This window comes from Yeosuana marina (assembly GCF_011762485.1).
GTDB lineage: Bacteria > Bacteroidota > Bacteroidia > Flavobacteriales > Flavobacteriaceae > Yeosuana > Yeosuana marina.
Genome location: NZ_JAAKGI010000001.1, coordinates 535253 through 557156, shown reverse-complemented (window position 1 = coordinate 557156; position 21904 = coordinate 535253). Strand labels below are relative to the sequence as shown.

Here is a 21904-nt window from a genome sequence, read left to right as displayed (position 1 = left end):
AAATAGAGTTTAAATATACTTTATTATTTTTACAACGTTAATATATCTATATGAGTTCATCATTTGAAAATCATCAAAAGCGCAGGCTTATTTCATCCTACTTTTCTGTGGTTTTAAGTATCGCATTGGTTCTGTTTTTATTAGGGTTGTTAGGCTTGTTAATTTTAAATGCTAAAAAAGTATCAGACCATTTTAAAGAACAAGTCGTATTGACTATCTATCTAAAAGATACTGCCAAAGATGTTGAAATGAAACAGCTTGAAAAAAGTTTGGCGATGTCTGATTATGTGAAATCTACCGAATACGTCTCGAAAGAACAAGCAGCCGAATTTATGAAGGCTGAAAATGGAGAAGACTTTATGGATTTTGTGGGTTATAATCCGCTTCAAAATAGTATCGATGTCCATTTGAAAGCAGATTTTGTAACCTCAGATCAGTTAGAAAAAATTTCAGATGAAGCGCTAAGTAAAAACTTTGTTGATGATGTCGATTACGATAACGATTTGGTGACTTTAATGAACAACAATGTTAAAAAAATTAGTTTTTGGGTACTAGTGATTAGTGGCATTTTCACGTTGATTGCAGTTTTACTTATAAATAGTTCTATTCGTTTGGCAGTCTATTCTAAAAGATTCACCATTAAAACCATGCAAATGGTTGGTGCTACCAAACAATTTATTAGAAGACCTTTTGTTTGGAAAAGTGTACGGTTGGGTATTATTGGTGGGATTATAGCGCTTATAGGAATGGCTATTGTTTTATATTATTTAAATAAAACATTCCCAGAATTAGAGTTAATAAGTAATCCCGTATTAATTACCCTATTATTTGTATTTGTATTTACCTTAGGAATTATCATCACATGGATTAGTACACATATTGCAACACAACGTTTTTTAAATTTGAAAACAGACCAGTTGTATTATTAGTTGCGACTTGTTGGTTGCTACTTGTTGGTTACTAAAAACAATTTATTATATTCTTAACAAGGCTATTTTAAATAAATCCGTTAATTTGCATATTAGTTTATAAAACATCATGGGAGAGAAAAAACGTAAAGAAGCCGCAAAGAGTGTCTTTGTATTCGGAAAGAAAAACTATAAATTTATGTTTATAGGCATTGCTTGTATTGCTTTAGGTTTTATTTTAATGTCTGGCGGTGGTAGCGACGACCCGAATGTTTTTAATCCTGAAATTTTTAGTTTCAGACGTATTCGCTTGGCGCCAATGTTGGTACTTCTTGGTTTTGGGATTCAGATTTATGCTATCTTATTAAATCCAGACAAAGAGTAGGTTCACACGAACATTTTAGCAAATTTTTCAGCCATTCCTTCAATATAGTTATATCCATTTTTTATAGCATCCTCTAAATTTTTAGAATAGTTTAAAATAGCATCGGCATAGTCGATTCCGAAGTTTTTAATATCGGTGTCTGATAAGTCCATTGCCCCACAAAAAGCCGCAACTTTTATGTTTTTCGCTTTCGCGGAAGTAATTACCCCGTGAATCGCCTTGCCTGAAAACGTTTGGTTATCTAATGTGCCTTCACCTGTAATAATCCAATCGGCATTGTTTATTTTAGCATCAAAATCTATTAAACCCTTCACTAAATCGATTCCTGATTGCAATTCAGCATTTAAAAAAACCGAAGCTCCGGCACCCATACCGCCAGCAGCTCCGGCACCTTTCAAATTCTGAATATCTCTATCAAATTGTTTTATAAAAAGCTTAGAAAGATGTTGTAACCCTTCATCTAATTGTGCTATTTCACTACTTGATGCTCCTTTTTGTGAACCATAAACATAGGCCGCCCCATTACTTCCAAATAACGGATTGGTGACATCACAAGCCACTTTAAATTCAACCTCATCTAAAACTTTTAAAACATGGTTTGTATTGATGTGATGAATTTTTAATAGATTTTTTCCAACAGGGCTTAGTTCCTTTCCTCTTTCGTCTTCAAACGTATATCCTAAAGCGGCAGCCATTCCAATACCGCAATCATTCGTAGCACTACCGCCAATACCAAGAATTATCGTTTTTGCTCCTTTTTTTATAGCATGTTTAATGAGTTCTCCTGTTCCAAGCGACGTTGTATAAAAACAATTTTGCTCTTCTGGTTTTAAAAGCGCTATTCCTGAAGCTGCAGCCATTTCAATAAATGCTGTGTTTATGGCATCCATATATAAATACGAGGCTTGAATAGGCCGAAACAACGGGTTATTAACTTGTAATTTTAGTCGTTTTCCGTGAAGATGATATTCCAAGATATCTATGGTTCCATCACCCCCATCAGATAAAGGTAACCTGTAAATTTCAGCATTAGGCAAGATTCTTTTTAAACTGCTCTCTACAGCATTGCAAAATTGTATGGCTGTTAAGGAACCTTTAAACTTATCTGGAGCAATTACAAATTTCATTTAACGTAAAATAAACTACAATTTAATAAAATACATCTTCAATTTTGATATTTTTGTCTCATGAATTTAATTGATACTATTATACTTGCCATTATTGAAGGTATTACTGAATATCTTCCGATTTCTTCAACAGGACATATGATTATCGCTTCGTCTTTTATGAAGATTGCAGGCGACGACTTTACTAAATTGTTTACCATAGTTATTCAACTTGGTGCTATTTTATCGGTAGTTGTACTTTATTGGAAACGATTTTTTCAAAGTTTTGATTTCTATTTTAAACTGTTAGTTGCTTTTATTCCTGCGGTTATTTTAGGCTTACTTTTAAATGATGTCATTGATGAGTTATTAGAAAGCCCAATTGTAGTTGCTATTTCATTAATTATTGGAGGTTTTATTTTATTGAAAGTAGATGATTGGTTTAAAGCCAATGAAGTTGTAGATGAAGACAATCCTCAGGCTCACACCAACATAAGTTATCTAACGGCTTTAAAAATTGGTTTTTTTCAATGTCTTGCCATGATACCTGGTACGTCACGAAGTGGTGCGAGTATAGTTGGTGGGATGACACAAAAACTGAATAGAAAAACAGCTGCCGAATTCTCGTTTTTTCTTGCTGTTCCTACCATGTTTGGGGCTACTGCTAAGAAACTTTTTGATTATTACCAAGCTGGTTTTGAGCTTAGCAGCAATCAAATTAATTATTTAATTATAGGCAATGTTATTGCTTTTGTAGTCGCACTTTTAGCTATTAAATCGTTTATTGATTATTTAAGTAAAAGAGGATTTAAAATTTTTGGATACTACCGTATTATTTTAGGAGTTGGTTTGTTATTGATTCACTACTTTTTGTATCCTTTAACTACTGTATAATGTTAACACCTGAAGATTATTTATCTGGTCAAGTATTGTTAATTGACAAGCCGTTGCATTGGACATCATTTCAGGTAGTTAATAAGTTACGCTGGGAAATTCGTCAAGCTTTCAAATTAAAAAAAATAAAAGTCGGTCATGCAGGAACTTTAGATCCGCTTGCCACCGGCTTATTAGTGCTTTGTACAGGTAAAATGACCAAACAAATTGACACCTTTCAAGGACAATTTAAAGAATATACAGGCACCCTAGTTTTGGGTAGTACCACACCTTCTTTTGATTTAGAGACAGAGATTGATAGCACGTTTGAAACGAGCCATATTACTCATGATTTAATTCATGAAACTACCAAACAATTTATTGGAGACATCGAACAGAAGCCTCCTGTGTTTTCAGCTTTAAAAAAAGATGGTAAACGCCTGTATGAATTTGCCAGAGCAGGTGAAGTTGTTGACATAAAATCACGAACCGTAAGTGTTTCTGAATTTGAAATCACTAAAATTGATAATCTCCATATCGATTTCAGAATCGTTTGTAGTAAAGGTACTTATATACGCTCCTTAGCTCATGATTTTGGAAAAGCTTTAGACTCTGGTGCCCATTTATCGGCACTAAGACGAACAAAAATTGGCGATTTTGATGTTAAAAATGCTATATCTGTTGAGGATTTTATTAAAAATCTTGCTCCTTAATAAATATTCTTACGGTATATCTTCTTTTTTAATCGGATTAAATTTTACAAAAAAACATTCTAGATATAACACCCTTAAATAGTTATTAAGCGTTTCAATTTTTATGGAATTTATGTTATTTTAAACTTTTTGTCTTAATTTGTCGTATATATAGTGATATTGCTATCACAAAAACCTAAATCTTTGGAATTTAACAATCAACAAAAAGCCCTATTACTTACGTTTCTCATTGCAGGAACGGTCGTGCTTTCTGTTTTTAATTTAAGCTTAAAACAACAGAATGAAAGATCTTCTGAAAGTTATTATGAAGTAGAACCTGAAAAGGAACTTACCAAAGAAGAAGCTAAAGTACTTGAAGCTTTAGAGCAATTAAATAATAGTAAAGCTGAAACAAACAAAGCCTTTAATGAAACCGTTAAAGAAAAGTCGTTTGCTGAAGCCTATAAGCCTATTGCTCCTCCAGAAGATTATAAACGACCTGAATCTCAAGTAAATGAAGATATTAGTAAAGAATCTTCAAGCGACAATAACGATATTTCAGATTTGAATCATGAAGAAGTTTCATCGTTTTCAAAAGTCAACTCGTTTTTAAACAAAAGCACTAAAAAAAATACAAATACCTCTAACAATAGAAAAAGTACCATACGGTATTCTTTAGTAGATAGAACAGACGAGTATCTACCTATCCCCATTTATCTTTGCGAAGCCGGCGGTAAAATTGTAATTAATATCACCGTAGATGCTATGGGAAATGTCATTGACGCGTATGTAAATACCTCATCAACCTCAACTAATGAGTGTTTAATTGAGAGTGCTTTAGAATATGCAAAAGAAGCGAAATTTAATGCGAAACCTAATAAGAACAAGCAGTTAGGTTCTATTACTTTTAATTTTGTTGGCAAATACTAGGTTCTAACTTACAAAGTATTTCAATAATATCATTTATAATACTTTGTCCTTTATTTTTATTATACCAAACTTGTAATGCTTCTTTAAATTCTGGTGTGATAGCACCATGTTGTTCTTTATAATCTATTACCATTTTAGTGGCTTCCAAAGGTCGTGGTCCAAACGTATTTAATACATTTCCTGTCACATTATCAATCATAATTAATTTTGGAATAGCTCTGGCTCCATTGGTTAAAAATTGATCCATCAACTCCAAATTTTCATCTCTGAGAACAACTCTAAAATTAATATTAATTAACTCAGCTATTTTATATAAAACAGGAACAATATGAGCTGCATCTCCGCACCAACTTTCGGTAATGACTAACCAAGTTATGTTGTCATTAAAATGAGATAATTTAGCTTTAGAATCATCTGCTATTTTTAAGGTTTTATCCCAACGATTCATTCGCCTATCATTAAGCTTTGTATATTCTGCTAAACTTTCATTTTTCTCAAGACCAGTATTTGAGTTTTCCTCAACCAATTGTTTCATTAAACTTCTATAGGCCATGTAAGACATACTACGTTCAATTCCATTTTTTATAATCTCATTCATATTTTCTGAATTTAACGAAACAAAATTACATTCTTAATGTTTCCTTTTATATGATATTTGTCATACTTTTAAGCTGATACTTACAACCTTAATCATGAAAAAAAATAGATGTGGCTGGTGCGAGGGAGACGCCTTATATGAAGCCTATCATGACCAAGAATGGGGTGTTCCTGTTTTTGATGATGCAACTCTTTTTGAGTTTTTAATGTTAGAAACCTTTCAAGCAGGTCTTAGTTGGATTACTATTTTACGGAAGCGAGAAAATTTTAGACAGGCGTTTGATAATTTCGATTATAAAAAAATAGCACAATACCAACAGAATAAAATTGATGCTTTATTGCAAGATGCAGGTATTATTAGAAATAAATTAAAAGTAAATGCTACGATTACCAATGCTCAGGCTTTTATTGAAATTCAAAAAGAATTTGGGAGCTTTTCAAAATACATCTGGAGTTTTGTAGATGGCAAACCTATAAAAAATACGCTTAAAAGTTATAAAGATGCTCCTGCCAATACAGCACTAAGTGATCGCATTAGTACCGATTTAAAAAAACGAGGGTTTAAGTTTGTTGGTTCAACGGTAATTTATGCGCATATGCAAGCCACAGGTATGGTAAACGACCATGAAGTTGGTTGTTTTAGATATAACGAAGTTTAAATTTATCCTAAACATCCAATTAAGCTCTTAAATCTTCCATATCGGCGATTAGCTCGTCTAGTTTTTTTAATATGTGACCATAAACAATGTTCAAATCCCATTTGTAAATTCGTCCACCAAAAATCGCCAATAGTATTACCATTAAAAGCATTCCAATTGCCCAAAATACGGGAACATCAAATACCATATAAGGCTGATAATTACCAAATAGCCTGTTTAAAGTTTCCCTAAATGGGTTTGAAAACCAAAACCCTGAAACCAAAGCTATAAAAATATACGGATAAATATATTTTGACATTTTATAATTAACCGCAATTTGATCTTTCATCCACGTATCAAAAGACTTAAGGTATTCATAACTGCTCACGTTTTTATCTATAGTATTCAAGCCTTTAAATAGTCTTTTATTTACAATAACTATAACATTAAAAAGAATGAACATTAGTATTCCCATGACAGGAATTTTTGAAAAAAAAGATACTATTAAAATAATAAAAGAAAATACAACTAGTGCAATCAGATTTATTTTAAACATCCTTTTAAATTTATCAATAATATGAATGGACTTTTGATTGTAAAGATTATTTAACTTTGGTGCTACCATAGCGTTGCTATCTAAAAATCCTTCTTTCCAAATTGATTCAATTGATTTTTCCATCTAGTATTTTTTTTAATCGTTCTTTAATTCTATTAATTCGAACACCTATATTATTGGGTGTAACTCCAATTATATCGGCAATTTCTTTATTTGGTTTTTCTTCAAGATAAAGCAGAATAACGGCTCTGTCAATCTCTGATAATTGTTTGATTGCATCGTATAACAGGTTAAGTGATTCATCTGAAAAGGTATGTTCATCCTCTACAATTTCATTTTGAATCTTATAATCTGAATCGTAATGCTCACGATGTCTTTTCTTTTTCTTGATTAATGTTAAGCATATGTTTAGCGTTAACCTATATATCCAAGTAGACCATTTAGCGTCTCCACGGAATTTATCTCGACTTCTCCATATTTGCAAACAGACCTCTTGATAATAATCTTCGAAATCTTCTTGCGAATCTGTATAAGCCCTACATATTTTAATTATTATTCCGGAATAGGGTAAAATGGACGATATATAAAAATCGTTACTCAAACACTGTTTTTAAAGATTAGTGGTAGAAGTTAACGATTATTACACTTTTTTAAATATTTTTTTTCAATTTTACAATTGAAATTAATTGGTTTATATATAATGACGTTTAAACTGCTAACAAGTGTTTTATTTTTATGTTGCTATTCTTTCGGTGTTTCTCAAACAAAGAATGAACAAGAAGAGCGTGTAAAGGTTAATGAATTCCCTAAAGTAGCTCAAGAGTATTTTAACAAGCTTCCAAATCAATTAAAACTCCTGAGGTTTTATAGAGAATCAGATGGTGATAAACTGAGTTTTGAAGCTAAATTTAAATACAAAAAGCAACATTACAGTGTTGAATTTGATGCGAATGGCATTTTAGAAGACGTTGAAGTTCTTATAAAGAAAAAAGATATTCCTAAAGTATCATTTGAAACTATATTAAAATACTTCAATACCTATTTTGACCATGTTAGATTTATTAAAATACAAAAACAATATATTAATGCTTCACATACTAACGACCTGCAATTTATCAATTTTGTTCTTGATGATTCCATAAATAAAAACACACATTTTGAGATTATTGCAGACATAAAAAGTAATGGAAAACACCTTTTAAAAGAGTTTACCTTTAAAAGTAATGGTGAATTTGAAAAATCAAGACCTGTTTCATCATCTTCATACGAATATGCGCTATATTAAAACTCTCTTATTCTTAGTTCTATTATTTGCCGGTTTAATATCAAAAGCCCAAAATGATTTTATTACTTTAGGTGAATCTGTTTTTGGCGTAAACCATGATATCTCGGACACATATAGTATAAACTTTACAGCTAGATCTCGATATTTTTTATATCGTGATGCAACCATTCAATACAAACAACAACAAGTCGATATCTTTCACTTTTCAACTTTAAAATTAAACTATAATCACGCTTTAAGTTTTGGTGTATTTTATCGAAACAGGGATGTGTTTGAATCTGGTAAAAACGAAATACGTTTTACACAACAATTTAATTATAAAACACAAAAGTTAGGTGTTCGGTACGGACATCGTTTTAGAACTGAACAGCGTATTATAGATACAAGAACTATTTTTAGACAACGGTATCGTTTTGCAATAGATTTTCCGTTAAATGGTCAAAAACTTGATATTGGAGAAGCTTATTTTGTTGGAGCTTTGGAGTCTTTATTAAGTTTGAGTAAAACAAGCACACCAGCCATAGATCAAAGAGTCACCTTTCAAATAGGTTGGCAATTAACTGAAGATTTAAAATTGCAAACCGGTTTAGAATATCGTTTAGAAGCTTATAACATTAAAGCTAACCATAGTTTGTTTGTTTTAACCTCGGCAATTTTAAAAATTTAAATTAAACCATCTTCCTTCCTATAAACCTAATAAGTTTAGCCTTACCGTTATGAAATTCACCTTCCTTAAGCGTATCTTCTATTTCGTCTAATTTAAGAATCTCAAAATTAGGAAAATCTCTTGCAATAGTTTCTTTTGAAAATAGCATATCTATATTTTTCGGTCCACCAGCCAATGGGTTTACCTTTTGAAATTCTATATGATTTTTGCTAAAGGCCTCAATAATAATAAGTCCGTTAGGTTTTAATAATTCGACCACTTTTTTATGATAATCTTGCAAAATATCAAGTGAGAAATGAGCGAAAATGAGTGCAGCCGCATCAAATGTTTCATTAAGTAATTCAAGATTAAAAAAATCTCCCACTTCATAATTAATGCTCACATTATTGCGCTCTGCTAATTTCATGGCTTTATTTTTACCTTCAATACTGGTATCGAAAGCATACACATTTAAACCTTTTTTAGCGGCATAGGTTGCATTACGTCCTTCTCCTTCTGCTGGCAACAATAGTTTTCCTGTTGGCTTGTACCTATCAATAGCTTCTTTAAAAAAAGCATTTGGCTGTGTACCATAAACATACGCGTCTTGTTTAAAACGCATATCCCAAAAATTTTCCATTCATTTATTTTTTAACTATTTCAAAAATGTGTCTAAGAGAATAATAATAATTCTCAAAACTTATAATTATTGACTATTGAAGTTTATTAGCTAGTTGCCGTTTCAGAAACAAACGCCATGGCTTCATCCATCTGAGACACATCAAAATAGCGCTCTAGTCGTCCTTCTTTGGCTCTTTGAAAAAACAAATTATCAATAGGTACCAAAGCTTTTAGTATGTTTGAATGTGCTACTATGGCAAGATGTCCCATTTTTTTATAATTCCTCAAAGCAAATATAACATCTTCCATAAAGGTTTTAACGCTAGTTTTACTAATTTTTAGTTCGTCTAATTTCACTAGAATATGGACTTGTTTAAATCCTTGATCCAACTTTTCTTGAAAAAATTTTTGACATATTTTTTCGTCAGTTTCCGTAAATCCATCAATAACTTCAATAGCTAAAATGTTTTTTTCCGAAGTAATTATTTGTTCTACCATGATATAAAAAAATTAGTTTTTTTAATCGTTTTCATAAAGTCGTAATCTATTTTTTAACGCATTTAATTCATTCCGCAATTCTCGTTCTTTATCCAAAAGATTAAAAACCACATCAATGCCTTCTAGGTTAACGTTTAACTCGTTATGCAGTCTTATCATTTTTTCAAGATTTCCTATTTGGTCTTGATGAATGTATTGTTTTTGTTCAACGATTTCAATTTCAATCAGTCCTATATTCTTTAATTCATCAAAAAACGAAAATTCAAGGTTATAATGCGAACAAAGGGTCTGTATTTGTATTAAGTTTTTTGCATCCATAACTATCTTATTTTTTGTAATTCTTTGAATAGCTCTTTTTCTTTATCGCTTAAATGAGTCGGTGTTTTAATGTTGTACGTAATAATTAAATCACCAAACTGACCTTCTTTTTTATAAACAGGAAATCCTTTTCCTTTTAATTTTACTTTGGTCCCGTTTTGGGTTTCTGGTTTAACATTTAGTTTAACCTTCCCATTAAAGGTATCTATAGTCGTTTCTCCTCCTAAAATAGAGGTATATAAATCTAAATCGACATGGGTATATAAATTGTTTCCATCTCTTTTAAATTGCGTATGATTATTTATGAGGAATTTTATGTACAAATCCCCATTGGGACCGCCATTTATACCATTACCGCCTTTTCCTTTTATTTTTATTATTTGACCGTTTTCCACTCCTGCAGGAATAGTTAGCCTTATTTTACTACCATTAACGGTTAACTCCTGCTTATGTGTTTTGTAAACATCTCTTAAATTTAATTGTAATTCGGCATTAAAATCTTGTCCTTTAAATTGTACATTTCTGCCTTGTCTTGATGACGATCGTGCTCCACCAAACATAGATTCAAAAAAATCTGAAAAATCCTGATCTGAATACCCTTCGCCAGAAGAACCTTGTTGATACGATTGCCTATGTGATTGTTGTTGCTGTTTGGCTTTTTCAAAATCTTCAGCATGCTTCCAGTCTTTACCATATTTGTCATATTTTTTTCTGTTTTCAACATGACTCAATACCTCATTGGCTTCATTAATTTCTTTGAATTTCTTTTCAGCGTCCTTGTCATTGGGGTTTACGTCTGGATGATATTTACGTGCTAGTTTCCGATAGGCTTTTTTTATGTCACTATCAGTGGCGTTTTTATCAAGTCCCAATACTTTATAATAGTCTATAAAATTCATTCTCTTGGGGTTTTGTATTATTAAAAGGAAGGTAACTACGCTATTTAAAAAATTCTGTTAGCACCTATAAATATAACGAAATTTATGAAGAAAAATTAGTAAAACTACTTTGATTTTAGGTAACAATGCACGAATAATAAATATAACTTATCTGAAAAGGTATTACTTTAAAAACTTTAAAAACTCATCTCTAGGAATATCCTCTGCACCCAAGCTTTCTAAATGCTGTGTGTAAACTTGACAATCTATCAACCTATAATTGTTGTTTTGCACAAAGGTGATAAACCCTGCTTTACTGGCATTACTTTCTTTACTAAACATACTTTCTCCACAAAAAACACCATTACCTAAATCCACACCGTAAAGCCCGCCAACCAATTGATTGCATCTCCAAACCTCAACTGATTTAGCATACCCCAAGTCATATAATTGTGTGTAGGCTTTAATCATACTATTAGTAATCCAAGTTCCTGGTTGTCCATCGCGTTTTATGTTTGCACATTCTGAGATAACCGTTTTAAAATCTTTATTAACAGTGACTTCAAAATCGCAGTTACGCAATACTTGTTTCATGCTTTTAGAAACTTTTAGTTTTTCTGGAAACAATACAAAACGCGGATCTGGCGACCACCACAAAACAGGTTCTTCTGCTTCAAACCAAGGAAATATACCTTGACTATAGGCCTCTATTAATCTGTTGACAGATAAATCGCCTCCTACAGCCAATATTCCTTCTTCTGAGGCTTCAGACACATCAGGAAATCCTGTATTGTTTGTTAGGCAGTGCATGTTATCAGATTATTTTACTAATTTATTTATCATTACGAAGAATAAAGTACTCTGTCAATCACAATTAAATAATAAACAGATAGCTTCGGTCATGCTTCATTAGCAAGGATGTAAAATTAAAAAACCCCGATATGTTACGAACATCGAGGTTAATTTTTTTATAAATCTCCTATTTAATAGGTATTAATTAAAAAGGTAAATCGTCGTGATCCTCTTCATTAAGGTCTCCTGCTGGTTCAAAGGCATCAGCTGGCGGTACTGGTGGTAAATTATCACTTGACGCATCTGTTTGTAATGCTTCAATACGCCATCCTTGAATAGAATTAAAATATTTGGTTTCTCCTTGTGGATTTACCCACTCTCTGCCTCGTAAATTAATGCTTATTTTAACTTCTTGACCTTCTTTATAACTATTAAGCAAATCTGTTTTATCCTGTACAAATTCCACCATAATGTGTTGTGGGTATTGTTCCTCTGTAGTTACTACAATTTCTCTTTTTCTAAACCCATTATTTCCAAAAGTTTGGGTTTCTCCTATCATTTTAATTCTTCCTTGAACTTCCATTAATTTTTGTTTATATGTATTAATTACTATTTACTTTTAACTTAACAATATTTTCCAAGCGCTTTCAATATCTCCAAAACTTAAATATTTACGAGCCAACTTATGTTTTTCTCTGTGTGATGCGTTTTTTATGTTTGGATAACGTTCCCCCAAACTATCAATAAATTCTTTTGCCTTATCTTTAGTTGGTATTTTATCTACATTAGCCAAAATACCTAAATCATTACCTGTTAAAACCATACTGTTTTTAATATCTTCAGGTAAATTATCAACGCCTATTCCCAATTTACTCAAAGGTTTTGGAATTTCAAAAAACCCTTTATTGGCTCTGCTATACAAACTACCTCCAGCACGGGATACTAAATCTAATTTCTTTTGGTTGATGGTATTGTCGTCATTAAGAACTTCTTCAGTAATATGAAACTTTACCACTTCGCAAATAATTAAATTACCTGCACCGCCTTCCGTACCCAGGTTAATAATCTCATTGACCTTACATTCAAACTGAACGGGAGACTCTGCGACCCTGAACGGTTTAACTACATCCGATTTCAACATCGTAAGACCAGATTTATCAAACTCGTTAACGCCCTTAGCATACTCGGTACTACTTAACGACATTTGATGAACAATATCATAATTAACCACGTTAATAACTACTTCTTTGGTAGCTTCTGCATTCTCTAACGTATGCTTAGTGGTATTATCTCTTACTCGTCTTGACGGTGAAAACACCAAAATTGGAGGGTTAGAACTAAATACATTAAAAAAGCTAAATGGTGACAAATTAGGGTTCCCATCAACATCAACAGTACTGGCAAATGCTATAGGCCTTGGCGCTACCGCACTTAATAAATAGGCATGTAAAATATTTGTTGGGGTACTTTTAGGATCAAATGATATCATTCAACTTGTTATTTTCACAAAACTAACGATTTATTATATTAATACTTAACAAAATAGACCCGTTAGTTTCACTTTGTCTGAAATATTAACTCTTATAGCAAATGTAAGTAATCTAGTTTTCAACTAAAAACTGATTTACTAACATCTAGGACAATAATATTAACAGATTTGCATTATATTCATATTCAAATTAAGTTTTAATGATTTTTACAAAATATAGAAACGCCTTTCGTTGGGTTATGATTGTAGTTTCTTTCATTATTATCTCCCTCATTTTATGGAATACCTATGTATTCTTTCAAAATTTTAAAGCTGAAGAACGCACAAAAATGCAAAATTGGTCCATTGCTCAACAGGAACTCAATAAAACCAGTGATTTAAATATTGATATAGGCGATCTTCCTATAGAAATTCTTCAAAGTAATAAAACAACTCCCATGATTAAAGTTAGTAAAGACGGGAGTTATGACTTTAATAATATTGATGAAGAAAAGGCTAAAGACTCTACCTATATAAAAAAATTAATTTTGAAGTTTCAGAATGAAAATAAGCCCATTGAAATTAGATATCAAAACGAAGTTTTAGCCACTATTTATTACGGAAATTCTGATTTACTTAATAAGTTAATGTATTACCCTTTAGCACTCTTACTTATTATTGTTTTGTTTGGTTCTGTGGTTTATTTTTTCTATCGAAGTAATAAAACTGCTACCGAAAACAAATTATGGTCTGGAATGGCAAAAGAAACGGCCCACCAAATAGGAACTCCTTTATCCTCTCTAATTGGTTGGACAGAAATTTTAAAAAGCGAACCTGTAAACCCAGATTATATTGTAGAAATTGAAAAGGATGTTGACAGATTGCAAACCATCACAGAACGGTTTAGTAAAATAGGATCTATTCCTACTTTAGAGCCGATTGATATTATTAAAGAAACCATAGATGCTTACAGCTATTTAAAAACACGCTCTTCAAAACTTATTGAATTTGAATTAATAACACCAAGCGGAGAGATTTTCGTTAATCTGAACAGGCAACTTTACGGTTGGACTATTGAAAACTTAGTGAAAAATGCTATTGATGCCATGAAAGGTCGCGGTAAAATTACCATCACCATTTCTGAGCTTGAAGATGATATTAAAGTGCTAGTTTCTGATACAGGAAAAGGAATTTCTAAAAAGAATTTCAATACTATTTTTGAACCTGGTTATACGACTAAAAAACGCGGTTGGGGACTCGGTCTGTCGCTTACCAAACGCATTATAGAAGAATTCCATAACGGAAAAATTAAAGTACTACAATCTGAAATAGGTAAAGGAACCACCTTTCAAATTGCATTAAAACGGGCTATAAGTTAGCTTGAATGGCGCTGACAACATCTTGAAATTCTTCGGCTGTTAACGTTTTTTTCTGGATAAAGCGTGCATCTTCCATGGTATGAAGCGGAATTAAATGTACATGCGCATGAGGTACTTCTAAACCAATAACAGTAATGCCTACTCGTTTGCACGGAATCGCTTTTTCAATAGCGATACCTACGCGTCTAGAAAAACTCATTAATCCATTATACGTTTCCTCATCTAAATCTAGAATTTTATCAACTTCTTGCTTAGGAATACAAAGCGTGTGTCCTTTACTATTAGGGTTAATATCTAAAAACGCAAGAAATTTATCAGTTTCAGCAACTTTATAACATGGTATCTCGCCATTAATTATTTTTGTAAATATTGAAGCCATAGGACATTGAGAGTGTTGAGAGTTATGAATAGATGTAAATATAAAAGATTCCTAATAAAAACAATTAGGAATCTTTTTAAAAAGTTATTTATTACTAAATTATCTGGAAATTTCGATAATATCAAACTTCATAACACCGTTTGGCACCTGTATTTCGGCAACATCACCGACAGACTTTCCTAATAATCCTTTACCAATAGGTGAATTAACAGAAATTTTTCCCGCTGCTAAATTAGCTTCACCATCAGCTACCAAAGTATAGTTCATTTCCATACCATTGGTTTGATTCTTTATTTTAACTTTAGATAATACTAAAATTTTAGTATTATCTAATTGAGATTCGTCAATAACACGTGCTCCTGCCAAAGCATCTTCTAATTTAGAGATACGCATTTCCAACATTCCCTGAGCCTCTTTAGCAGCATCATATTCTGCATTTTCACTTAAATCACCTTTATCTCTAGCTTCTGCTATTGCTTTTGAAGCTTTTACACGTTCAACGTCTTTTAACTGCTTAAGTTCGTCTCTTAATTTTTTTAACCCTTCTGGTGTATAGTATGATACTTTACTCATAACTTCATCGTTTTATTAATAAAAGATGCTGAACCATGTTCAGCATAAAAAAAATCTCGCATACTACGAGATTACATACAAATATACAAAATATTTAAATCAATTTGCTTTTTGTTGTAAATTGCATACTAAATTATGACTTGGATGAAGCGCCCTTTATATCTTTTTTTAGCAATGAATTTGTTAGCTTGTAGTGGTAGTAGAAATGAAAATGAAAACTGTAAATTCTTGCTGGATTTGAATGTTAATTTGTCTATTAATTTAAGTCTTCCTCAATATAGTCAACTTCAATTTGATACCGAATCTGTTTATATTCCCAATGTTGGAAACAATGGTATTATTGTCACCAATGCGATAACCAATTTTTTAGCTTGGGATGCCAGCGACCCGAACCATTCACCCAGCAACAGTTGTCGCCTTGAAATATCTGGTTTAGAAGCCACTTGCAGTTGTGGCGACGGAAATACCTATAGTTTAATTAACGGTCAGCCTCTTAAAAGCTCAACCTTAGTTTGTGGTTTAAAAAACTATCGCGTTGAACAATCAGGCAATACACTTATTATTTCAAACTACTAAAAAAAGCGGCTTTAAAAACCGCTTTTTAATAAATTTTGGGACAAAGAAAACTAAAACTTTAGCGTAGCTCCCAACAAAAAGTTAGTGGTTGCTTGTGGATAATACCCTGCTCCTTCAATAGTTGTAACTTGATTAGGATTAGACCACGTATCATCATACGTATAATAATATCCATTAGACACATATTTTACTCCAAAAATATTGTTTATCAATCCTGATAGCACAATAGATTTGAATATAGAATTTGGTTTTATTTCATAAGTAATATTAAAATCATTTACAAAATAACTATCCAATTTTGAGGCTTCAGAATCTGTATTTCCCATAAATTGTTCACCCACATATTTACTTAAAAAAGATAGCTGAAGACTATGTTTTGGCTGAAAAACCAATGCATTGGCAGCGACTAATTCCGGTGAAAATGAAATGTTTGTTTTCCCAAAATCGACAAGATCACCATCAATTTGAGAAATAGTACTTTTGTTTTTATTTGAACTGATAGTTACATTAGGTTGAATAGCAAATTGTTTTGACAGTTGAACTGCTGCATCTAACTCTAAACCAAGTCTGTAACTTTCACCACTGTTTGAACGAATAGGATTCCCTACATCATCAATAGCTCCAGAAAGCACCAGCTGCTCATTGTATAACATATAATATACATTGGCGTTTAATTTAAACGTATTGGTATTGTGTCTCCAGCCTAATTCAAAATCATTAAGCTGTTCTGGTTTAATTGTAGGATTGTTTTCAAAATCATCTCTATTGGGCTCTCTATTAGCTCGTGCATAAGACATGTACAAGCTGTTTTCTGAGTTAAATTTATAGTTAATTCCAGCTTTAGGATTGAAAAAATTGTACTGCTCATCTATCAACATATTAACTCTATCTGAAGTTAATCCTGTTGTTTTATAATTTACAAAACGCATCTGTAGGTCGCCATAAAGACTCAACTTATCATTCAATCTATAAGTGGCTTTGGCAAACATACTAACGTCTTTTTTATTGCCTTCCCCGTTATAATATCGATCTCCAGGTTCTGAATTACTAGCATATCGCGCCCAAATAATTTCACCATAATGATCACCAATATAATGACTAAAGGATGTTCCGAAAGTAAAATTTAGTGCCTCATCTTTATAGTTTACGTTAGCATTCACCACGTAAAAATCATTATCAAGCCAACGTCTTCTTACTAAATCAGTTGTGTTGACGGTTTGTCCACCAATAACCAACTCTGCCAAATCGTAATCCGCAAAATCTTCATCTTCTTTGTACTGTTCAAAATAGCCTCTACCATACGTGTAATTTAACCCTAAATTAGTAGACCAATTGTTATTGTAACGCTCATTCCAATGCAGTTGATAATGATCTTGCTTGTAATCATCGACTTCATTTTTATAAAACTGAGTATTACCATTTTCATCGGTATACATTCCAGCCGTATTAAATGTTCTATGATTTTTTAAAAGATTTAAATCTTCAAGACCATTCCACGATTGATAGGTTCTTTCATATCCGCCAAAAGCCAAGGCTTTAATTAGCGTATTACCATCAACATAAGACGCTTGAAGAAAATACGATTTCAAATCAGACGTTGCCCTGTCAATATAACCATCAGAATTGATTTGCGACAAACGCCCGGCAATTTCAAAATGATTATTTAAAGTTCCAGTACTGAATTTTACATTATGTTTTCTAGTGTTATAACTTCCAAAAGAATTGGAGATTTCTGCATTGGCTTTTTCTGAAATAGCATCGGTTAAAATATTAATACTTGCACCAAAGGCACCAGAGCCATTTGTTGATGTACCAACACCACGTTGCAACTGTAAACTTTCTACTGACGACGCAAAATCCGGTAAATCTACCCAAAATGTTCCTAAGGATTCCGCATCATTATAAGGAATTCCGTTAACGGTAACATTTGTTGATTGGGCACTCACTCCACGAACTCTAATACCCGTGTAACCAACGCCAGATCCAGCATCGCTCGTGGTGACTACAGATGGTAAAAAGTTTAATAAAATGGGTAAATCTTGTCCAAGATTGCGCTTTTCCAAAGCTTCCTTTGTAACATTGGAATGAGTAATTGGTGAATCTGCATTAACGCGAACAGCATTTACCAAAACTTCGTCTAAAGTTTGAATTTTTGTTGAATCTTGTTGTTTTTCTTGAGAAAAAACGGAGTTCGACAGCACTAAGAGTGCCAAAATTTTGAATAGGTTTTTCATCCGATAAAATAAATTTATTCGAATAAAAAGAGGTAATTATTCTGATTAATATTAATTTAATTGGCTACTATCGCCGTCCCTAAACAGCATTACCTGTTCTAGGTTCATTGGGTATGATCTCAGCCGTTTATAGGCACCCCTTTTTTGAGAACAATGCAAAGGTACTAACAATTATCAATTGACAATTGATAATTACTACTTATTTTTTACTCTAAGTTAGGCTTTTTTCTATTTGCTTTTTTTTCGGAAAGTTGGCTTTTACTTTTTAGACGTTTTCGAATAGCAGATTTTGATATTTTAGTTGGAATACGTTTTTTAGGAACTTTTAAACCGTCTTTTATTACTTGCAAAAAACGTTTGATTACCAACTCTTTATTCTTATGCTGGCTTCTGCTTTCGTCACATTGCAAAATAAGAACATTCTCGTTTGTTAATCTGCTGCTTAATTTGTTTTGCAAACGTTCCTTTTGCAAATCACTCAACACTAAAGATTCTGCTAAATTAAAGGATAACTCAATTTTTGACGATACTTTATTAACATGTTGTCCGCCACTACCCGAACTTCTTACAGCTTTAAAACTTAATTCTGATATGAGAGCATCTTCAGAAACCATTATAACATTTGATGTGCAGGTTTAATTAAATCGTTTACTGTTTTTACCGGATTGAACGTAATAAGTGGCACCTCAACAAAAATAGAATTCCAATAAGCCATACTGCCATTCCATAACCCAGGAAGTTCTAAAGCACTAATATCGGTTCCTGCTTGTGTTTTTGATGTTATAAAAGCGGCATCGTGGTCTACATACTTTGTTAAATCAAAAACTTCTCCTCGATAGTTTTTAACGCCACAAACCAAATCAACAGGATTAAAATGAGTCGCATTTTGTAATAAACTTATTTGGCTTTCTATGGTACTATCTATTTGAGCAGATTCTACAATTTGTAAGGAAACTGTTCCTTTATTATCTTCTACCCAGAACGGACCGCCGCCAGGTTCTCCCTCATTTTTAACCATACCACAAACACGAATAGGCCTATTTAACTTCTCTCTTACATAAAATATTTTAGATTCCAAGGAAGCGGTTTCAAAATCTGTAGCTATAACAATATTCAATTTATTGGTCATAAATTCTGTTATCCTATCTATGCCTTTTTCATCTATATCTCCTTTTTCTAAAAGGTGTAAAAATTTAAATGTCTGCTCTTGAACTTCCAACAAAATACCTGCTAATACTTTTTTATAGTTTGATATGGTTTGATAATGTTTCTTTACAACAACATTATCAATGTTTTTTATAAAAACGATATCATAATCAAGGTCGTTTAAGTTTTCCAATAAAGCGCCGTGCCCCGATGGCCTAAATAAAATAGAACCGTCTTGTTCTTTATAAATTTCTTTGTCTTGTGTTAACGCAATGGTATCAGTAGTTGATTTTTGATATGAAAATGAAATATTAAAACTGTTTCCTGTTTCATTTTCTATCTCTTCTTGAATATGATTAAGTTCTTCCTGAAACTTATTGTGATGTACCTCTGAAATGGTGAAATGCAAATTTGCCTTATTATTTGAAGATGCATAATAGGCGGCTTCAAACAAATGTTCTTCAAAGGCCGTTGCTACATAATCTTTATATCTATGAAAAGGCAAGAGACCCTTTGGGTAAAAACTATAATTTAATCGATCGTCATCCAACATGGTCTTTACAAATTCTATGCAACGTTCACCATAAGACAAGTCGTTATAATTTGGAATGACTTTATGGATTTTATGAACCACCTCCTCAAAACATGGTAGTTTCTCAAGATTATTTACAAAAGTTTGAACGTTTACATTATCCATTCTCTTTATATAATCTTCAAGAGTTTCTTCTTTAGAATTATAGCTATTTAAAAACTGAAATAAAAATTTAAACATTCTAGTAGCCGCACCAGAAGCAGGAACAAACTTTACCATAGAAAGTTCATTTTTCTTACGTTCGAATAACTGAATATAATGAGATTCCTTTTGGTTTTCAATATTAAGAATACCATTACCAACCGTAGCTGCTTCCTTTAAATTTGAATAAGACATTCCAGATGTAATAAGCTTAACTTGCTCATTAACTTTATCAATAGTTAATCCGTGATTTTCAATTTGAATAGTGTCGTTTTCAGAAAATGTCATTTTTTACTTTTTAGCAAGTTATCTATATGTTTCACGGCCAAGTCTAAACGTTCTTTTTTATCTCCTTTTAACAACACGTATGGCCGTTTATATTTTATTAAGGTATTTTCAAAAGCCTTAAACATAGCTTCTCTCTCATCAGGTTTGTCACGCAAATCATCTGCTTCCCAAGGTGTATCAATATACGTTAAAAAATATAAATCGTATGAATTTTCGAGAGCATATTTTTCTAGAATAGGATCGCAAGAACCGATATAATACGCCTCAGAATAGACCTTTGTTTCCAACAAATCGGTATCACAAATTAGTACTGTATCTGTTTTTTGTGCTAACTTGTTTTCTAACAACATTTGTCCCTCAGCAATTGGCAGTAAATCTTTTGGTTCACATGTTTTACGCTCTTCATTCCACTTATTTTGAAGATATTCTCTGGCATATTCTGGTACCCAAACCGAATTATAATAGCGTGCTAAATGCCTTGATAGCGTGGTTTTTCCAGTAGATTCTGGGCCGAACAAAACAACTTTTATGCAGTTTGACGGTTGTTGTTTAAGATTTTTTTCCATGCAATGTATCCTTGAATTGCTAATATAGTGAAGATTAAATACTGAAGTGATAACATCCCGAGACCTCTGTAGGCATATAGCGGAATAGTGATTAAATCAGCAATAATCCATAAAGTCCAATTTTCTAATTTCTTAACAGCCATATACCACATAGCTGTAAAGAAAATACCCGATGTTACAATATCAATATAGTTGGGAATTTGTAACGTGTAATCAAATCCTTTATAAACAAAATAGGTAACTATCATGGTTAAGATAAATAACAAAACCCCTATTAATTTTTCTTTTGTTGTAGTTCTTGAAATAGGTACCACAAATTTATTTCCTTTTTTTCTAGACCAGTTCCACCAACCATAAATACTCATGACGGAATAGTAAAAATTCATCATCATATCTCCAAAATACTGACTAATATATAGAAGATATACCGTGATAACGGTACAAATTAGCCCCGTTGGATAAACCAAAATATTTTCCTTTTTGGCATACCAAACACTCATAATTCCAAACACAAAAGCAATCGCTTCTAAAACAATTTGAAATGTTGGAGCATCGCGATATGGATCTATAAAAAAATCAAAAATGTGGTTCATAATCACTTCTATCTGTTTTAACAACCTTCATGGTAAGGACAGATATATCGGCTCCTTCAAAAGATGTTTTAATGGCTTTGGTAAGAAATAACATTAGTTCATCATATTCCCCATAAATTTGGGTACTTAACGGATTTTCCAACACGGTAAATTTTGATGCTCTCAATGCTTTTATAAAATTAATGACATGTACTTCATAATCATTTTGCAAAGGAGATAAGGTTAAGTCTACTGATATTTTCATAG

29 protein-coding genes are annotated in these 21904 nt (G+C 32.1%); 10 read left to right on the top strand and 19 right to left on the bottom strand.

The genetic code is table 11. The features are described from left to right. Window positions 1–50: 50 nt before the first annotated feature. Window positions 51–929 (top strand): cell division protein FtsX, encoded by an 879-nt coding sequence (locus tag G5V56_RS02440; RefSeq protein ID WP_166960763.1) that lies wholly within the window; start codon window positions 51–53, stop codon window positions 927–929. 109 nt (window positions 930–1038) lie between these two features. After that, window positions 1039–1293: a DUF3098 domain-containing protein gene (locus G5V56_RS02435; RefSeq protein WP_166960761.1), complete on the top strand. Its 255-nt coding sequence runs from the start codon at window positions 1039–1041 to the stop codon at window positions 1291–1293. 2 nt (window positions 1294–1295) lie between these two features. Here the strand turns inward: G5V56_RS02435 and G5V56_RS02430 are convergent, their stop codons facing one another. After that, window positions 1296–2420 (bottom strand): glycerate kinase, encoded by a 1125-nt coding sequence (locus G5V56_RS02430; protein WP_166960758.1) that lies wholly within the window; start codon window positions 2418–2420, stop codon window positions 1296–1298. A 60-nt stretch (window positions 2421–2480) separates the two neighbouring features. Here G5V56_RS02430 and G5V56_RS02425 point away from each other — a divergent pair, with 60 nt between their 5' ends. From G5V56_RS02425 to G5V56_RS02415, 3 genes are all read left to right on the top strand, one after another. Then, complete coding sequence (locus G5V56_RS02425; RefSeq protein ID WP_166960755.1) at window positions 2481–3293, top strand: undecaprenyl-diphosphate phosphatase; 813 nt, start codon at window positions 2481–2483, stop codon at window positions 3291–3293. Further along, on the top strand, window positions 3293–3985 hold the full coding sequence (gene truB / locus G5V56_RS02420) for a tRNA pseudouridine(55) synthase TruB (RefSeq protein ID WP_166960752.1): 693 nt from the start codon (window positions 3293–3295) through the stop codon (window positions 3983–3985). Before G5V56_RS02425 ends, truB begins: the two co-directional genes overlap by 1 nt. 183 nt (window positions 3986–4168) lie before the next feature. Further along, the gene (locus G5V56_RS02415; protein WP_240911195.1) at window positions 4169–4894 is read left to right on the top strand and encodes a TonB family protein; all 726 of its coding nucleotides are present in this window, start codon (window positions 4169–4171) and stop codon (window positions 4892–4894) included. Here the strand turns inward: G5V56_RS02415 and G5V56_RS02410 are convergent. Next, the gene (locus G5V56_RS02410; RefSeq protein WP_166960750.1) at window positions 4872–5492 is read right to left on the bottom strand and encodes a thioredoxin family protein; all 621 of its coding nucleotides are present in this window, start codon (window positions 5490–5492) and stop codon (window positions 4872–4874) included. The two genes, G5V56_RS02415 and G5V56_RS02410, sit on opposite strands and share 23 nt — an antisense overlap. A gap of 94 nt (window positions 5493–5586) precedes the next feature. Here G5V56_RS02410 and G5V56_RS02405 point away from each other — a divergent pair, with 94 nt between their 5' ends. Further along, window positions 5587–6150: a DNA-3-methyladenine glycosylase I gene (locus tag G5V56_RS02405; protein WP_166960747.1), complete on the top strand. Its 564-nt coding sequence runs from the start codon at window positions 5587–5589 to the stop codon at window positions 6148–6150. Between the two features lie 19 nt (window positions 6151–6169). Here G5V56_RS02405 and G5V56_RS02400 read toward each other — a convergent pair whose 3' ends face one another. Both G5V56_RS02400 and G5V56_RS02395 read right to left on the bottom strand, forming a co-directional pair. Continuing rightward, the gene (locus G5V56_RS02400; protein WP_166960744.1) at window positions 6170–6808 is read right to left on the bottom strand and encodes a hypothetical protein; all 639 of its coding nucleotides are present in this window, start codon (window positions 6806–6808) and stop codon (window positions 6170–6172) included. Beyond that, window positions 6792–7286, bottom strand: coding sequence for an RNA polymerase sigma factor (locus G5V56_RS02395; RefSeq protein ID WP_166960741.1), 495 nt, complete (start codon window positions 7284–7286; stop codon window positions 6792–6794). The genes G5V56_RS02400 and G5V56_RS02395 overlap by 17 nt, the downstream gene beginning before the upstream one ends. Before the next feature lie 99 nt (window positions 7287–7385). Between G5V56_RS02395 and G5V56_RS02390 the strand changes: the two genes are divergently transcribed. Together G5V56_RS02390 and G5V56_RS02385 are read left to right on the top strand one after the other, a co-directional pair. After that, a complete protein-coding gene (locus G5V56_RS02390) occupies window positions 7386–7970 on the top strand; it encodes a hypothetical protein (protein WP_166960739.1) in 585 nt (194 codons plus the stop codon). After that, entirely contained in the window at window positions 7918–8637 is a 720-nt protein-coding gene (locus G5V56_RS02385; protein WP_166960736.1) for a DUF2490 domain-containing protein, read from the top strand. The genes G5V56_RS02390 and G5V56_RS02385 overlap by 53 nt, the downstream gene beginning before the upstream one ends. Window position 8638: 1 nt before the next feature. Here the strand turns inward: G5V56_RS02385 and G5V56_RS02380 are convergent, their stop codons facing one another. The 7 genes from G5V56_RS02380 to G5V56_RS02350 form a co-directional block, all read right to left on the bottom strand. Then, a complete protein-coding gene (locus G5V56_RS02380; protein ID WP_166960733.1) occupies window positions 8639–9256 on the bottom strand; it encodes a class I SAM-dependent methyltransferase in 618 nt (205 codons plus the stop codon). A gap of 86 nt (window positions 9257–9342) precedes the next feature. Beyond that, on the bottom strand, window positions 9343–9735 hold the full coding sequence (locus tag G5V56_RS02375) for a SpoIIAA family protein (RefSeq protein ID WP_166960730.1): 393 nt from the start codon (window positions 9733–9735) through the stop codon (window positions 9343–9345). Window positions 9736–9756: 21 nt separating this feature from the next. After that, window positions 9757–10053, bottom strand: coding sequence for a chaperone modulator CbpM (locus G5V56_RS02370; RefSeq protein ID WP_166960727.1), 297 nt, complete (start codon window positions 10051–10053; stop codon window positions 9757–9759). A gap of 2 nt (window positions 10054–10055) precedes the next feature. Then, complete coding sequence (locus G5V56_RS02365; RefSeq protein WP_166960724.1) at window positions 10056–10952, bottom strand: DnaJ C-terminal domain-containing protein; 897 nt, start codon at window positions 10950–10952, stop codon at window positions 10056–10058. 162 nt (window positions 10953–11114) lie between these two features. Further along, a complete protein-coding gene (gene aat, locus G5V56_RS02360) occupies window positions 11115–11741 on the bottom strand; it encodes a leucyl/phenylalanyl-tRNA--protein transferase (protein WP_166960721.1) in 627 nt (208 codons plus the stop codon). 187 nt (window positions 11742–11928) lie between these two features. Further along, window positions 11929–12306, bottom strand: a complete 378-nt coding sequence (locus tag G5V56_RS02355) for a DUF3127 domain-containing protein (RefSeq protein ID WP_166960718.1) — start codon at window positions 12304–12306, stop codon at window positions 11929–11931. A gap of 36 nt (window positions 12307–12342) precedes the next feature. Beyond that, entirely contained in the window at window positions 12343–13212 is an 870-nt protein-coding gene (locus G5V56_RS02350) for a flavin reductase family protein (protein WP_166960715.1), read from the bottom strand. A 200-nt stretch (window positions 13213–13412) separates the two neighbouring features. Between G5V56_RS02350 and G5V56_RS02345 the strand changes: the two genes are divergently transcribed. Next, window positions 13413–14570, top strand: a complete 1158-nt coding sequence (locus G5V56_RS02345) for a sensor histidine kinase (RefSeq protein WP_166960713.1) — start codon at window positions 13413–13415, stop codon at window positions 14568–14570. Here G5V56_RS02345 and G5V56_RS02340 read toward each other — a convergent pair. Together G5V56_RS02340 and greA are read right to left on the bottom strand one after the other, a co-directional pair. Beyond that, the gene (locus tag G5V56_RS02340) at window positions 14560–14949 is read right to left on the bottom strand and encodes an HIT family protein (RefSeq protein ID WP_166960710.1); all 390 of its coding nucleotides are present in this window, start codon (window positions 14947–14949) and stop codon (window positions 14560–14562) included. The genes G5V56_RS02345 and G5V56_RS02340 overlap by 11 nt on opposite strands. 99 nt (window positions 14950–15048) lie before the next feature. After that, window positions 15049–15522: a transcription elongation factor GreA gene (greA, locus tag G5V56_RS02335; protein WP_166960707.1), complete on the bottom strand. Its 474-nt coding sequence runs from the start codon at window positions 15520–15522 to the stop codon at window positions 15049–15051. A gap of 144 nt (window positions 15523–15666) precedes the next feature. Between greA and G5V56_RS02330 the strand changes: the two genes are divergently transcribed. Beyond that, window positions 15667–16098 (top strand): hypothetical protein, encoded by a 432-nt coding sequence (locus G5V56_RS02330; protein WP_166960704.1) that lies wholly within the window; start codon window positions 15667–15669, stop codon window positions 16096–16098. Between the two features lie 50 nt (window positions 16099–16148). Here G5V56_RS02330 and G5V56_RS02325 read toward each other — a convergent pair whose 3' ends face one another. The 6 genes from G5V56_RS02325 to G5V56_RS02300 form a co-directional block, all read right to left on the bottom strand. Further along, window positions 16149–18332, bottom strand: a complete 2184-nt coding sequence (locus tag G5V56_RS02325) for a TonB-dependent receptor (RefSeq protein ID WP_166960701.1) — start codon at window positions 18330–18332, stop codon at window positions 16149–16151. A gap of 206 nt (window positions 18333–18538) precedes the next feature. Further along, window positions 18539–18946 carry an alternative ribosome rescue aminoacyl-tRNA hydrolase ArfB gene (gene arfB, locus G5V56_RS02320; RefSeq protein WP_166960698.1) on the bottom strand — a complete coding sequence of 136 codons (408 nt, stop codon included), beginning with the start codon at window positions 18944–18946 and terminating at the stop codon, window positions 18539–18541. After that, entirely contained in the window at window positions 18946–20499 is a 1554-nt protein-coding gene (locus G5V56_RS02315; protein WP_166960695.1) for a DUF4301 family protein, read from the bottom strand. The genes arfB and G5V56_RS02315 overlap by 1 nt, the downstream gene beginning before the upstream one ends. Continuing rightward, a complete protein-coding gene (locus G5V56_RS02310) occupies window positions 20496–21065 on the bottom strand; it encodes an AAA family ATPase (protein ID WP_166960691.1) in 570 nt (189 codons plus the stop codon). Before G5V56_RS02310 ends, G5V56_RS02315 begins: the two co-directional genes overlap by 4 nt. Next, window positions 21026–21658 (bottom strand): nicotinamide riboside transporter PnuC, encoded by a 633-nt coding sequence (gene pnuC, locus G5V56_RS02305; RefSeq protein WP_206285856.1) that lies wholly within the window; start codon window positions 21656–21658, stop codon window positions 21026–21028. Before pnuC ends, G5V56_RS02310 begins: the two co-directional genes overlap by 40 nt. Then, window positions 21642–21902, bottom strand: a complete 261-nt coding sequence (locus tag G5V56_RS02300; protein ID WP_166960689.1) for a thiamine-binding protein — start codon at window positions 21900–21902, stop codon at window positions 21642–21644. The genes pnuC and G5V56_RS02300 overlap by 17 nt, the downstream gene beginning before the upstream one ends. Window positions 21903–21904: the final 2 nt, after the last annotated feature.